Source organism: Nocardia sp. NPDC051756 (assembly GCF_040681495.1).
In the GTDB taxonomy this organism is placed as follows: Bacteria; Actinomycetota; Actinomycetes; order Mycobacteriales; family Mycobacteriaceae; genus Nocardia.
In genome coordinates, this window is the sequence record NZ_JBFAYV010000005.1 from 751,107 (window position 1) to 764,481 (window position 13,375).

The window sequence follows — 13,375 nt, forward strand, 5'->3', positions numbered from 1 at the left end:
ATGGCCGGCCCCAAAACCCCGACCTGGCAGAACCCGCTGCGTGACGAGCGGGACAAGCGGGTGCCGCGCATCGCGGGCCCGTGCAGCATGGTGATCTTCGGTGTCACCGGTGACCTGTCCCGGAAGAAGTTGATGCCGGCCATCTACGACCTCGCGAACCGGGGGCTGCTGCCCCCGGGTTTCGCGCTGGTCGGCTTCGCTCGGCGCGATTACGCCGACGAAGACTTCGCCAAGGTCGTGCTCGACTCGGTGAAGACGCACGCCCGCACGCCCTTCCGTCAGGAGGTCTGGGACCACCTGGCCGAGGGAATCCGGTTCGTGCAGGGCAGTTTCGACGACGACAAGGCCTTTGCCACCCTCGCCGACACCCTGGCGACGCTGGACAAGGAGCGCGGCACCGGCGGCAATCATGCCTTCTACCTGTCGATTCCGCCGAACATGTTCCCGGTGGTGCTCAACCAGCTCTCCGAGCACGGACTCGCGCAGCCGAGCAGCACCGACGCCGCCGGGCGCAAGCCGTGGCGCCGGGTGGTGATCGAGAAGCCGTTCGGGCACGATCTGGAAAGCGCACAGGAGCTCAACGCACTGGTCAACGGGGTGTTCCCGGAGGAGACGGTCTTCCGGATCGACCACTACCTCGGCAAAGAGACGGTGCAGAACATCCTGGCGCTGCGCTTCGCCAACCAGCTCTACGACCCGATCTGGAACGCCAACTACGTCGACCATGTGCAGATCACCATGGCCGAGGACATCGGATTGGGCGGGCGCGCAGGCTATTACGACGGCATCGGCGCCGCCCGCGACGTGATCCAGAACCACCTGTTGCAGCTGCTCGCGCTCACCGCGATGGAGGAGCCGATCAGCTTCCAGCCCAAGCAGTTGCAGGCGGAGAAGATCAAGGTGCTCTCGGCGACGAAACTCGTTGAGCCGCTGGATGAGACGACCGCGCGCGGGCAGTACGCGGACGGCTGGCAGGGCGGCGAGCAAGTGGTCGGCCTGCTCAACGAGGAGGGCTTCGACCCCGAGTCGCGCACCGAGACCTACGCCGCGATCACGCTGGAGGTCGACACCCGCCGCTGGGCCGGCGTGCCGTTCTACCTGCGCACCGGAAAACGGTTGGGGCGCAGGGTGACCGAGATCGCGGTGATGTTCAAGCGGGCGCCGCACCTGCCGTTCGACCAGACCATGACCGAGGATCTCGGGCAGAACGCGCTGGTCATCCGGGTGCAGCCGGACGAGGGCATCACCACCCGGTTCGGCTCGAAGGTGCCGGGTTCGAGCATGGAAGTGCGCGACGTCAACATGGATTTCAGTTACGGCGAGGCGTTCACCGAGTCCTCCCCCGAGGCCTACGAGCGCCTGATCCTCGACGTGCTGCTCGGGGTGCCGTCGCTGTTCCCGGTGAACGCGGAGGTCGAATTGTCCTGGGGCATCCTGGATCCGGTGCTCGAGCACTGGGCCGAAGAAGGGAAACCCGAACCGTACGAGGCAGGCACCTGGGGTCCGGCCTCGGCCGACGAGATGCTCGCCCGCACCGGGCGCGAATGGCGGCGGCCGTGATCATCGACATCCCGAACACCACCACCGGCGAGGTCACCAAGCGGATCGTGCAGCTGCGCGAGAGCAATGGCGTGATCACCATGATGCGGGTGCTCACCCTGGTGGTGTGCACGCTGGACAGCTCCGAGGCCGAGGACGCGATCGACGCCGCCAACGACGCCAGCCGCGAACACCCTTGCCGGGTGGTCGTTTTGGCGCGCGGTGATCGCGACGCCGAGACCCGGCTGGACGCGCAGATCCGGGTCGGCGGCGACGCCGGCGCGGCCGAGGTGATCGTGCTGCGGCTGCAAGGCGAGCTGATCAATCACGAGAGCAGCGTCGTCATCCCGTTCCTGCTGCCGGACACCCCCGTGGTCGCCTGGTGGCCGCGCGGCGCCCCGGAGTTCCCGTCCAAGGATTCGGTGGGGCGCTTGGCGACTCGGCGCATCACCGACGCCACCTTCGCCGCCGACCCGCAGGCGGCGATCAAGAAGCGGCTCGAGTCCTACGCCGCCGGCGACACCGATCTGGCCTGGAGCCGGATCACCTACTGGCGGGCGCTGCTGGCCGCCGCGCTGGACGAACCGCCCTTCGAGCCGGTCGAATCGGTGCTGGTCTCCGGGCTGCGCGACGAACCGGCGCTGGACACCCTGGCCGGTTGGCTCGCCATCCGCCTCGACTGCCCGGTCATCCGCCGCTCCGGCGCGCTGCGGGTGGAGATCCACCGCCCGTCCGTGTCGGTCACCATCGAACGACCGCAGACCGGGCGCACCGCCACGCTGACCCGCACCGGCGACCCCGATCAGCGAATCGCGTTGGCCCGCCGAGAAACTCGCGACTGCCTCGCCGAGGAACTGCGCCGACTCGATGCCGACGAGATCTACGCCGAGGCCCTCGCCGGAATCGAGAAGGTGACCTATGAGTGAGTCCGCCGAAGATACCGTCGAGGTTCACCTCGACACCGAATCCCTGATCGCCGCCGCGGCCGCCCGCTTCGTCGACATCGTGGTCGCCGCCCAGGCCGCGCGCGGCACCGCGTCGGTCGTGCTGACCGGCGGCGGCACCGGCATCGGTCTGCTCGAACTGGTCCGCAAATCCCCCGGCGACATCGACTGGTCCAACGTCGACTTCTTCTGGGGCGACGAACGTTTCGTCCCCGCCGCCGACGCCGAACGCAACGACCGCCAGGCCCGCGAGGCGCTGCTCGACCACGTCCCCGTCGACCCGGCCCGGGTCCACCCCGTAGCGGCCTCCGACGGCGAATACCCCGACCCCATCGAGGCCGCCGCCGAATACTCCACCGCGGTCCACGCCTACCTGGCCGACCACGGCTCCTTCGACCTCCACCTCCTCGGCATGGGCGGCGAGGGCCACATCAACTCCCTCTTCCCGCACACCGACGCAGTCCGCGAAACCCACGAACTCGTCGTAGCGGTAACCAACTCCCCCAAACCACCCCCCGTCCGGGTAACCCTCACCCTCCCCGCCATCCACCGCACCCGCCACGTGGTCTTGGTCGTAGGCGGCGCAGCCAAAGCCGAAGCCGTAGCCGCCGCCATCTCCGGCGCCGACCCGGTGGACATTCCCTCCGCCGGCGCGGTAGGCCACGAATCCACCACCTGGCTGCTCGACCAAGAAGCAGCCTCGGCCTTACAACTCCCGGACTAGCCGTCCGCGCTGGTCGCGTGGGTGTAGAGATGGTCGGCTGAGTGCGGGTTTGGCCGACCATTCGGGTGGAATGTGTCTAATTGGCGGGAATTTGTCCGGCCAGACTGTCGATGGCACGCAAAATCATCGGCGGGCCGATATGCTGGCGCGAATGAGCGAGCGGGACGCGAAGCCTGGGGCAAGTCCGGGCAAGGTTCTTGATGATCGGTTTCGGGCGGCGGTTGGGGCGCTGACACCGGGGCAAGCTTCAGCGGAGGATATCGCGCCTGGGATTACCGGTGCGGTTTTGCTGGAGCTGTTCGAGTCGCAAGCTACGAGCAGGCAGTTGGATCTGGCGGCTCGGCAGTTGGGGGCGAGCAAGCGCGGGTATTACAGCATCGGATCGTCGGGGCATGAGGGAAATGCGGCGCTGGGGGTGGCGCTTCGGGTGACCGATCCGGCGCTGCTGCACTATCGGTCGGGGGCGTTCTTCGTGCAGCGCACCCGGCGGGTGCCGGGGCTCGATCCGATTCGCGACGTGTTGCTCGGCATTGTCGCGGCGGCGGCGGATCCGATTTCCGGTGGGCGGCACAAGGTGTTCGGTAGCAAGCCCGCCGCCATCATCCCGCAGACCTCGACCATCGCCTCTCACCTGCCGCGCGCGGTCGGGCTCGCCTTTGCGATCGATCGTGCTGCGCGACTGGGCGTTTCGAGCGAATGGCCGTCGGATGCGTTGGTGCTGTGCAGTTTCGGTGACGCCTCTGCCAACCACTCCACCGCGGCGGGCGCGATCAACGCCGCGATTCATACTGCGCGCCAAGGTGTTCCGCTGCCCATCCTGTTCCTCTGCGAGGACAACGGCATCGGGATCAGCGTCCCCACCCCGGCGGATTGGATCCAGCAGGCCTACGGCTCCCGCGCCGGCCTGGAATATTTCGGTGCCGACGGCTGCGATCCCGTCGACGCACTGACCACTTCGACCGCGGCCGCCGCCTGGGTCCGCGAACACCGCAAGCCCGCCTTCCTGCACATGCGCACCGTCCGGCTGATGGGCCACGCCGGCTCCGACGTCGAGGCCGCCTACCGCCAGCCCACCGATATCGCCGCCGACCTCCTCCGCGACCCGGTGACCGCGACCGCCCGCCTGCTGGTCGCCACCGGCGTCGCCACCCCCGCCGAGGTCCTGGAACGCTACGACGACATCGCCCACCGCGTCACCACCACCGCCGAACTCGTCTGGCGCGAACCGAAATTGACTTCCGCGGCATCGGTGATCGCAACGCTCGCCCCGGCCCACCCCGCGCAGGTCCGCGAGGATGTACTCCGAGTCGCAAAACCGGGCCACCCGGCGTCCGCGGCCGGGCGGTCCGCGGCCGAAGCGCCGACCGGCACAGTGGTGCCGCAGCTCGCCACGCCGGTACGCGACGGCCGCCAAGTCGACACAAGACTCGGCGACGCGGCGGCCGGAGGACCTGCCGCCGAAATACATTCGGCCGCAGCGATACCGACGCATAAGTCGGCAACCGGCTCGGGCCAGGAACCGCAAACCAGCAGGCAGCTGGTCAACCTCGGGGCATCAGCCGGCTCGGCAGCGCAGACGACTACACCCCGAGCGGACGCATCAGACACCGAGGCAGCACGTGCCACCGCCAGGCAACAGACTGCCGGTGGCGAACCGAATCATGGTGCGGCGGTGCCGGATCCGATGACCCTCGGGCAGTCGATCAATCGCACCCTGGCCAACCTGCTGACCCGCGACCCCGACGTGCTCGTCTTCGGCGAAGACGTCGGTCGCAAGGGTGGCGTGTACGGCGTAACCAAGGGCCTGCAAAAGCAATTCGGCAAGCGCCGCGTCTTCGACACCCTGCTCGACGAGCAGAGCGTGCTCGGCACCGCCCTCGGCACCGCGCTCGCCGGGTTCGTCCCGATCCCCGAAATCCAGTACCTGGCCTACGTGCACAACGCCGCCGACCAGTTGCGCGGCGAGGCGGCGACCCTGTCCTTCTTTTCCGCTGGGCAGTACCGCAATCCGATGGTCGTCCGCATCGCCGGCTACGCCTACCAGAAGGGCTTCGGCGGCCACTTCCACAACGACAACTCCATCGCCGCCCTGCGCGACATCCCCGGCCTCGTCATCGCCTCCCCTGCCCGCGCGGACGATGCCGCCGCCCTCCTGCGCACCTGCGTCTCGGCCGCCCGAGTAGACGGCCGCGTCTGCGTCTATTTGGAACCCATCGCCCTCTACCACACCCGCGACCTGCACGAACCGGGCGACAACGCTTGGCTCGCAACACCTTCCGACACCACCCACGCCGAGATCGGCAAGGCCCGCGTCTACGGCGACGGCACCGACCTCACCATCGTCACCTTCGCCAACGGCGTCCCCATGAGCCTGCGGGTAGCCCGCCGCCTCGCCGACCGCGGCATCCGAACCCGAGTCCTCGACCTCCGCTGGCTCTCCCCCCTCCCCCTCGACGACCTCCTCCAGCACGCCCGCGCCACCGGCCGAGTCCTCATCGCCGACGAAACCCGCCACAGCGGAGGCGTTTCCGAATCCCTCTGCGCCGCCCTCATCGACGCCGGCTTCGACGGCCGCATCGCCCGAGTAACCAGCGAAAACAGCTTCGTCCCCCTGGGCCCCGCCGCCGACACCGTCCTCCTCGACGAAACCAAAATAGAAACCGCCGCCGGAAAACTCCTGGCGGAGTAGGCATGCCAACCCAAGACGAGCACACCGTCCCCGCCGAACACCTGCGATACCAGCAGCACATGCAAAACCTGGCGGCCGTATCCGCCACTGCCGAACCGGAACTCGTGGCCACCGTCCTACGCGACCCGGACAAGGCAATGGCCGAGTCGGCAGTATCGGGCCACCTGGATATCCGTGCGGCACAACTGATCCAACTCGGCACCCACGACTTCGATCAGTGGGCCCATGCCATCGCCGAACAAATCACCGGCCACGACTTCCTGACCCGCCGCCTACACGAATGGACCCTCCTGAAGTCGATCACCCTGAACCACCCCTGGACCCCCGACGACCTCCGCACCGCCACCGACTGGTGCCAACGCAAAGCCGCCGACACCACAACCACCCCCACCGCCCTCACCCTGCTGGCCGAACAAGGACGCACCCGACAAGTCCGCAACACCGCCGCCCGCCGACTACGCCTCCACCCCCAGACGAAATCCGCACCCTGACTAGGGATCCGCACTCGAAATAGGGCCCTATTTCGAGTGCGGATCCCGATTGAGGGTGCAAATCCTGCGGCGGACGCCCACCGGCGTCACAAGTGTTGGATGGCAATGGGGCGGGGTGGTGGTAGTGGGGCCTGGACGACGTAGCCGTCGTATGAGGTGCTTCGGTCTCGGGCTAATGCCGCACGGATCCGGGTTGCCGCGTGTTCGGTGGTCAGGTCTTGCCACGTCCAACGGACCAGCTGAAATCCGCACGCGCGCATCGCGTCCTCGCGGATCTTCTCGGCGAACACGGCATCGCCGGCCGCTCGACCGGGGCGAAGCAAGCGTCCGTACTTGCTCCGGCCGTCGAACTCGCACAGCACTCCGGTGCCTTCGAAAGAGAAGTCGACTCGTCCCAGAAGCTTGTGCGCCGAGGTGAAGACGTTTCCTTGGCAGATCGGCGCGGGCACACCCAGACGAGCGAGCATCACCCGGCTACGCGACTCGCCCACACTCTCGCTGTGTCCGTCCAGGAACGAAACCACGCGATGCGCTGCCGCCACGCCGCGCCGAGATCGCGCCAGCGCCAATTCAGCCGCGAGCGCTACCGCCGATACACCGAAATCACGAACCAGCGCATCGCCCATGACTATTGTCGACTCGAACGGCAATGTCCGTGCCAGGTCTACCACGGTCCTGGCCGGTGTCGTAACCAGCAGCCCGTCGACTTCGACCACCGCATCCATCGGCGCGCAATGAACTTTGACATCCGACTTGATCCGACCACCAGAGCGACGATTCCGGGTCACCAGAACATGGTCCAATGGCACCTGCCACAGGGGTATTCCATAGATCAATGCGGCAGACTGATGACTGACTACCGTGCCCTCCGCCATGGTGGGCACAATGGCGTCGATGAGCATCCGGTGCCGACCGACCGCATCGAGTTCCGCATACCGCAAACGCTCGACATAAGCACCCCACCGCAGGCGATACCAGTCAGTGCCGGTATACCGGCGACGAATCTCCTCATCACTGTGCCCACGCCGCAACTCCGCACCCCGCCGCCGCACATCCGACATCCCCATGCCCGCCATCCTCACCCCGGACACACCCTCACACCACCCACCACCCCCTCAATGTGCACAACTCCGACCTTGTGGATAGAAATCCGCACCCTCTCTCGGGATCTGCACCGGGAATAGGGCCCTATTCCGAGTGCAAATCCCAAGACTGGGTGCGGATCCCAAGAGAGGGTGCGGATCCCAAGACTGGGTGCGGATCCCGAGGGTGGGTGCAGATCCCGAAAGCGGGTGCAAATCCCGAGATTGGGTGCGGATCCTGAGGGTCGGTGTGTGGGCGGGGGTCAGCCCAGATGCACGGGGAAGGCGGCCAGGTCGTTTTGGGTGAGCACCGGCAGATTGCGGATTTCCTCGTCGGGGACCGCAAGGCGCAGGTTCGGGAAACGCTCGAACAACGCGGGCAATGCGATGCCGGCTTCGAGGCGGGACAGCGCGGCGCCGGGGCAGATGTGGGGGCCGTGGCCGAAGGTCAAGTGGCGGTTGGAGGTTGAGCGGGTGATGTCGAAGTCGTCGGAGTCTTCGCCGTGTACGGCGGTGTCGCGGCCGATGGCGCGGTAGGACATGACGACGCCCTCGCCCTTTTCGATCACGGTGTCGCCGATGGTGATGTCCTCGGTGGCGAAGCGCATCAGGAGGTGGCTGACGGGGCTGTCCCAGCGCAGGGTTTCCTCCACGACCTGCTTCCACTCGATGTCGCCGGAGCGGACCTTGTCCAGCTGTTCGGGACGAGCCAGCAGCGCGCGAACCGCGTTGAGGATGAGTCCGACCGTGGTCTCGTGACCCGCGGCGACCAGCGCCTTCAGGTTGCCGACCACTTCTTCCTCGGTCAGCGGCTCGCCACCGTCGGCGGCCAGGATGAGCGCGCTGGTGAGATCGTCGGTCGGGTTCGCGGTCTTCTTGCGCACCAAATCCGTGTAGTAGACATCCATTTCGTCGATCACCCGCAACCGCTCGTCCTGCGGGGTGACCAGCGAGAAGAAGGCTTTGTACCAGGTGAGCAGCATCGGGTGATCGGCCCGATCCACGCCCATCAACTCACCGACGACGCGCATCGGCAGCGGGTACGCGAAAACCTCTTTGAGATCGACGACGGAATCGCCGCCGCTCGAGGCGCTCAGATCATCCAGGAGTTCCGCCGTTAGTCGCTCGACGACGGGGCGGATGTCCTCTAGTCGGCGCGGCGACAAGGCCTGCGTCGTCTTGATCCGCAGCCGCCGATGCTCGGCGCCGTCCACGGTGAACATCGACCGCCCGGCGTCGATCATGCCGATCAACGGCCACTGCCGTGTCACCACACCGGAGTTCCACAGCGACCATCCGCTGATGTCTTTGATCAGCCGCGGATCGACCAGCAGCTGCCGCGCCACCGCGTGCTCGGTGATCGTCCACGCCGGAACGCCGAGCAGTTCGATGCGGGCAACCGGACCCGCGTTACGCAGATAGGCGGTCTCTCCAGCGAGGTCACCGACCATCGGATCGATGGCGAATGGACATGTTTGGGTCACTGGGTACCTCCGACTGCACGAACTGGGGTGAAACGAACCGGCAAAGAAGTCATGCCGCGCAGGAACGCCGACGGACGCCGGACCAGGTTCTGCGCGGGAACGGACAGATCGATATCGGGCAGCCGATCGAGCAGCACCTCGATGCTGGTCCGCGCGATGATCTCGGCCAGTTGCTGCGCCGGGAACGGGCACCGGTACTCGCCGTAGCTGAACGCGAAGTGCGCGCTGTTGCCGGTGTGCGCGGGTTCGACGCCGTCGACCAGGTGCTGGCGCACGTGCGGATCCGCGTTCGCGGCGGCCAGCCCGAGCAGCAGCATGTCGCCGGCCCGGATCACCTTGTCGGCCAACCGGGTATCGCGCGCCGCCCAGCGTCCGGCGAGGATCTGGGTGGGCGTGTCCTCCCACAGCACCTCGTTCATCGCCTCGCCGACACTGCGCCGCCCGCCGCCGAGCGCCGCGGCGAACCGGTCGTCGGTGAGCATGAGCCGCACCGAGTTACCGATCCAGTCGGCGGTCGGCAGATGCCCGGCGGCGGTGACCGCCATCAGGTCCTGCACGTACTCTTCGTCGCTGAACGGGCCGGGGTGCGCGAGCATCCGGGACACCAGGTCGGTGCCGGGCCGCGCCTTCTTCGCGGCGAGCACCTGCTGCATCTGCTCGTAGTAGCTCCCGTAAGCGGCCTGCGCGTCGGCCCCGCCGTCGGCGAGCGCCTTCATGCTCCAGGCCAGCCGCGGCCCGTCCTCGTCGGGGAAGCCGAGGGCCCAGGCGAGCGCGAGCACCGGCATCGGCACGGCGAACTCGGCGACCAGGTCGGCCTCGCCGCGCCCGCAGAACCCGTCGATCAGCCGGTCGGCCAATTCCTCACAGGTGCGGCGCAATTCGAACGGATCGACCGATTCCAGCGCGGGCTCGACCATCGCCACATGCCGGCGATGCTCGGCGCCCGCGGTGAAGTAGATCGACGGACGCGGCTGCCCGACCATCGGCAGCAACGGCCAGTCCTCGGGGATGTTCGGCCACTGGTTCCACAGGCTGACGTCGCGCGGGAACAGCTCCGGATCGCTGGTGACCTGATGCAGCTCGCGGTATCCGATGACCAGCCAGGCGGGCACATTGCCGGGCAGTTCGACGGAGACGACGGGCCCGTGCTCGCGGCGCATCTCCCGGTAGAGGTGCTGCGGGTCGGTGTGGAAGCGGGGGCCGCTCAGCGGCACCGCGCCGGTGACCGGGCAGCCGCCGGTGGCAGCCGCGGCTGCGCTGGAGGTGGTCATGATGCGGTCTCCGCTCGCGGGGCCTCGGCATAGATGTGCTCGACCAGGCTGATCAGCACGCCCTTACAGGATTCGCGCGACCTCGCGTCGCAGTCGACCAGCGGCACCTGCGGATCCAGATCGAGGGCGTCGCGGACCTCTTGCAGCCGGGAGGGCCCACCGAAGTTGTTGCAGGCCACCACGAATCGGGTGCGCTGCGCTTCGAGCCGGTCGATGGCGTACCAGGAGTCGGCGATCCGGCGCTGGTCGACCAGCACGATCGCGCCGAGCGCACCGGAGAACAACCGGTCCCAGAGGAAGAAGAACCGTTCCTGCCCGGGCGCGCCGAACAGGTAGAGCACGTTCTCGGCGTCGATGGTGATCCGGCCGAAGTCGAAGGCGACCGTGGTGGTCGACTTGCCCGGCGCGCCGGTCGGATCGTCGATGCCGATGCCCGCGTTGGTCATCGTGGCCTCGGTGTCGAGCGGGCGGATCTCGCTGACCGCGCGCACCATGGTGGTCTTGCCGACCCCGAAACCGCCGACGATGACGATCTTCAGTCCCTGGCGGGTTGCGCTGTTCAGCGGTGCGTCGGCACGGGCGGGCCGAGGGTCAAAGGTTGCGGAGTCCAACGAGCACCTTCTCGAGGGTGGTGGAGTCGGGCACCGAATTCCACGGCGCGTCAGGGTAACTGGGGCCGGTACTGGGATGCCGGACGGTGATCTTGCCTGCGTGCAACAGATCCGACAGCAGGATGGTGGCGATGCCGACCGGGATGCGCAGCTCGGCGGCGATCTCGACGACCGCGGTCGGCGCGCGGCACATGTCCAGGATCGCGACGTGCTCGGACTGCATGCCCTGGGTCGGATCGCATTCGCTGACCACGAGGGTGACCAGATCGAAGCTGTCGGAGTCCGGTTTGCTGCGTCCCCCGGTCAGTGTGTACAGCCGGTCCGGATCGTCGTCGCGCCCTGGCCTGTTCACGACACGCTCGCTCCCCCGACTCGTGGCTTCGACGCTAGATGGTGGCCCAGCTGCTCGACCAGCTCCCGCATGTTGTGCCCGACCAGGCCGGCGTCCGCGTCCTCGGCCGCGACGACCGCGATGTGCGCCGCCAGGCCCGCCTCGACGATGAACAGGATGCCGCCGTAGAACTCCGTCATCGATTGGCGCACACCGCCTCTGCCGTCACCGAACTCGACGGAGGCGCCGTGCGAAAGGCTCTGGATGCCCGCGGCGATGGCGGAGAGCTGGTCGGCCTTGTCCATGCTCAGTTCAGGGGTGTGGCAGATCTTCAGCCCGTCCCCGGATAGCAATAGCGCGTGCCGGGTGCGAGGGGTGCGGGCGAGCAGCTGCTCCAGCAGCCAGCTGAGTTGCGACGGAACAGACGTTGTCATCGATCATTCTCCACGGCAACGGTAGGGGAAGGGGAAGGTGTTGCGGCAGCGGAGTTGTCGGTGTCACGACCGGCCAACGCCCGCTGGAACGCACCGAAGTTCGCCGTAGTCGACGCGGGCGGGGTCGGTGCGGGCGCGTCGAGCGAGGGCAGGGACAGGCCGGCGGGGTGGACCGCGGCCAGGGTGCTGCCGCGGCGCCGTTTCGGCAGGCCCATGCTGGTGTGCTCGGCGGCGGGCGCGGGGATGGCCGCGGGGTCCGGGATCGCCGCGACCTCCTCGGCAGGCACGGGCGTCGGCGCGCTAGGCGGCGCCGCGAGGGCGACCGGCGACGTCGCGGCGGGCAACGACGAGGTCGGGATCGAGGGGTTGGTGGCCAGCGACGCGGGCTGCGAACGGTCAACGCGCGCAGTGAGATCGCGCGGCACCACCACGACGACCGCGGTGCCGCCGATGGCGGACGGGCGGTAGGACACGGTGAGGCCGTGCTTACGCGCGAGGTGGCCGACGACCGCGAGGCCGAGCCGCGTGCCGCTGAGCGACGACAGGTCCGACGAGCGCTGGCCGCGGCTGTCGGTGCTCGTGCTCGACACGGTCTGCTCGGCGCGACGCAGCGCCGATTCGCTCATCACCAGGCCGCTGTCCTCGATGGTGAGCACCACGCCCGCGGGCACCTCGGCGGCGTAGACGTGCACCTCGGTGGTGGGCGGGGAGAAATTACAGGCGTTGTCGAGCAGTTCGGCCAGGGTGTGCATGACGCCTTCGGCCGCGTGACCGGCGATGGCGATTTCCGCGATGGCGCGTAACCGGACGCGCTGATACCCCGCGACGCGACCCATCGCGCCACGCAGGATCGACTCCATGGCAATGGGTTTGGCCCAGCGTCGCCCGGATCGGGCGCCGCTGAGTACGGCGATGCTGTCGGCGAGGCGACCGGCCTGGGCGGTGCGATGGTCCAGGTGCAGCAGGTCGGCGAGCACCTTCGGATCCGCGTGCCGATGCTCCATCTCGCGCAGTTCGGCGAGCATGCTGGTGGTCATCGCCTGCATGCGGCCCGCCGCACCGGCGAAGGCGGCCATCGCGGCGGAGCGGCGGCTGTCACTGTTCTTCGCTTCCCACGCGTGCACGCCGGCGGCATCGCTCGCGGCCGCCATTCTGGCGGTCGCCTCGGCGGTGATCGCCGCCGCGGATGCCCGGGCTCGCCGGGCCGCACCGCGATAGTGCACCGCCGCAGTTACCGTGGCGCACAACGCGATAGCGGCCGTGACCGCGCCCGCGGTGAGCGGGATGCGGAAATCGGTCGGCGCGTAGTACACCGCGATCACCACGGCGACCGAGGTGATGGCGGCGCAGGTCAGCAGGGCTAGCAGCGGCATGCGCAGACGCCGAAACAATGGTTCCCGACGCTCGCCTTCCGGCGCGATCAATGACTGTGACAAGTTCCGTACTTCCGCACTCACGTTGACCAAGAAGGCATGCTGATGGTGTCCCGACCCCTCCTGCGCGTTCGGGCTGCACCAAATGTACAGACCACCAAGCAGTTCCGCATCTCGGCGCAGACAACTAACAGGCGATGTAAGCGAGCCGCGCAATAGTTGTATTGTATTGCGCTACTTTATTTTTCAATGAGGTCGGCAATTCGGAAGCTACCATCCGGTAGTGGTCGCGCACACCGCTTCGTCACACAGCGGTCATGTCGGCGCCGCCCGCAGTCTTCGCCGAGGCAACGTCGAAACCCGGGTAGGCACGCCGTGGCGGTATTCCCGCGATTCGGATTC

At 67.8% G+C, this 13,375-nt stretch carries 12 protein-coding genes; 5 read left to right on the forward strand and 7 right to left on the reverse strand.

Annotation, left to right across the window (positions count from 1 at the left end; translation table 11 throughout):
* The 5 genes from zwf (at nt 1) to AB0M22_RS25480 (ending at nt 6,387) form a co-directional block, all read left to right on the forward strand.
* Nucleotides 1-1,560 (forward strand): glucose-6-phosphate dehydrogenase, encoded by a 1,560-nt coding sequence (gene zwf, locus AB0M22_RS25460; RefSeq protein ID WP_364731522.1) that lies wholly within the window; start codon nt 1-3, stop codon nt 1,558-1,560.
* On the forward strand, nt 1,557-2,465 hold the full coding sequence (gene opcA / locus AB0M22_RS25465; RefSeq protein ID WP_364731525.1) for a glucose-6-phosphate dehydrogenase assembly protein OpcA: 909 nt from the start codon (nt 1,557-1,559) through the stop codon (nt 2,463-2,465). The genes zwf and opcA overlap by 4 nt, the downstream gene beginning before the upstream one ends.
* A complete protein-coding gene (gene pgl, locus AB0M22_RS25470; protein WP_364731528.1) occupies nt 2,458-3,207 on the forward strand; it encodes a 6-phosphogluconolactonase in 750 nt (249 codons plus the stop codon). The genes opcA and pgl overlap by 8 nt, the downstream gene beginning before the upstream one ends.
* 151 nt (nt 3,208-3,358) lie before the next feature.
* Nucleotides 3,359-5,896: a thiamine pyrophosphate-dependent enzyme gene (locus AB0M22_RS25475; RefSeq protein ID WP_364731531.1), complete on the forward strand. Its 2,538-nt coding sequence runs from the start codon at nt 3,359-3,361 to the stop codon at nt 5,894-5,896.
* A 2-nt stretch (nt 5,897-5,898) separates the two neighbouring features.
* Nucleotides 5,899-6,387 (forward strand): hypothetical protein, encoded by a 489-nt coding sequence (locus tag AB0M22_RS25480; RefSeq protein WP_364731535.1) that lies wholly within the window; start codon nt 5,899-5,901, stop codon nt 6,385-6,387.
* 86 nt (nt 6,388-6,473) lie between these two features.
* Here AB0M22_RS25480 and AB0M22_RS25485 read toward each other — a convergent pair whose 3' ends face one another.
* The 7 genes from AB0M22_RS25485 to AB0M22_RS25515 all read right to left on the reverse strand — a co-directional run bounded on the left by AB0M22_RS25485 (nt 6,474) and on the right by AB0M22_RS25515 (nt 12,973).
* Nucleotides 6,474-7,463: a hypothetical protein gene (locus tag AB0M22_RS25485; protein WP_364731537.1), complete on the reverse strand. Its 990-nt coding sequence runs from the start codon at nt 7,461-7,463 to the stop codon at nt 6,474-6,476.
* 269 nt (nt 7,464-7,732) lie between these two features.
* Complete coding sequence (locus tag AB0M22_RS25490; protein ID WP_364731540.1) at nt 7,733-8,953, reverse strand: cytochrome P450; 1,221 nt, start codon at nt 8,951-8,953, stop codon at nt 7,733-7,735.
* Nucleotides 8,950-10,224 (reverse strand): cytochrome P450, encoded by a 1,275-nt coding sequence (locus AB0M22_RS25495; RefSeq protein ID WP_364731543.1) that lies wholly within the window; start codon nt 10,222-10,224, stop codon nt 8,950-8,952. Before AB0M22_RS25495 ends, AB0M22_RS25490 begins: the two co-directional genes overlap by 4 nt.
* Nucleotides 10,221-10,787 carry an ATP/GTP-binding protein gene (locus AB0M22_RS25500; protein ID WP_364731988.1) on the reverse strand — a complete coding sequence of 189 codons (567 nt, stop codon included), beginning with the start codon at nt 10,785-10,787 and terminating at the stop codon, nt 10,221-10,223. The genes AB0M22_RS25495 and AB0M22_RS25500 overlap by 4 nt, the downstream gene beginning before the upstream one ends.
* 28 nt (nt 10,788-10,815) lie before the next feature.
* Nucleotides 10,816-11,187, reverse strand: coding sequence for a DUF742 domain-containing protein (locus AB0M22_RS25505; RefSeq protein ID WP_150408407.1), 372 nt, complete (start codon nt 11,185-11,187; stop codon nt 10,816-10,818).
* Entirely contained in the window at nt 11,184-11,600 is a 417-nt protein-coding gene (locus AB0M22_RS25510) for a roadblock/LC7 domain-containing protein (RefSeq protein WP_150408408.1), read from the reverse strand. Before AB0M22_RS25510 ends, AB0M22_RS25505 begins: the two co-directional genes overlap by 4 nt.
* Nucleotides 11,597-12,973: an ATP-binding protein gene (locus tag AB0M22_RS25515; protein WP_364731546.1), complete on the reverse strand. Its 1,377-nt coding sequence runs from the start codon at nt 12,971-12,973 to the stop codon at nt 11,597-11,599. The genes AB0M22_RS25510 and AB0M22_RS25515 overlap by 4 nt, the downstream gene beginning before the upstream one ends.
* Between the last annotated feature and the right edge of the window lie 402 nt (nt 12,974-13,375).

Coding starts and splice junctions, on each gene's coding strand:
- zwf (WP_364731522.1), top strand. CDS start 1: ATGGCCGGCCCCAAAACCCCGACCTGGCAGAACCCGCTGCGTGACGAG.
- pgl (WP_364731528.1), top strand. CDS start 2,458: ATGAGTGAGTCCGCCGAAGATACCGTCGAGGTTCACCTCGACACCGAA.
- AB0M22_RS25475 (WP_364731531.1), top strand. CDS start 3,359: ATGAGCGAGCGGGACGCGAAGCCTGGGGCAAGTCCGGGCAAGGTTCTT.
- AB0M22_RS25480 (WP_364731535.1), top strand. CDS start 5,899: ATGCCAACCCAAGACGAGCACACCGTCCCCGCCGAACACCTGCGATAC.
- AB0M22_RS25485 (WP_364731537.1), bottom strand. CDS start 7,463: ATGGCGGGCATGGGGATGTCGGATGTGCGGCGGCGGGGTGCGGAGTTG.
- AB0M22_RS25495 (WP_364731543.1), bottom strand. CDS start 10,224: ATGACCACCTCCAGCGCAGCCGCGGCTGCCACCGGCGGCTGCCCGGTC.
- AB0M22_RS25510 (WP_150408408.1), bottom strand. CDS start 11,600: ATGACAACGTCTGTTCCGTCGCAACTCAGCTGGCTGCTGGAGCAGCTG.
- AB0M22_RS25515 (WP_364731546.1), bottom strand. CDS start 12,973: ATGCCGCTGCTAGCCCTGCTGACCTGCGCCGCCATCACCTCGGTCGCC.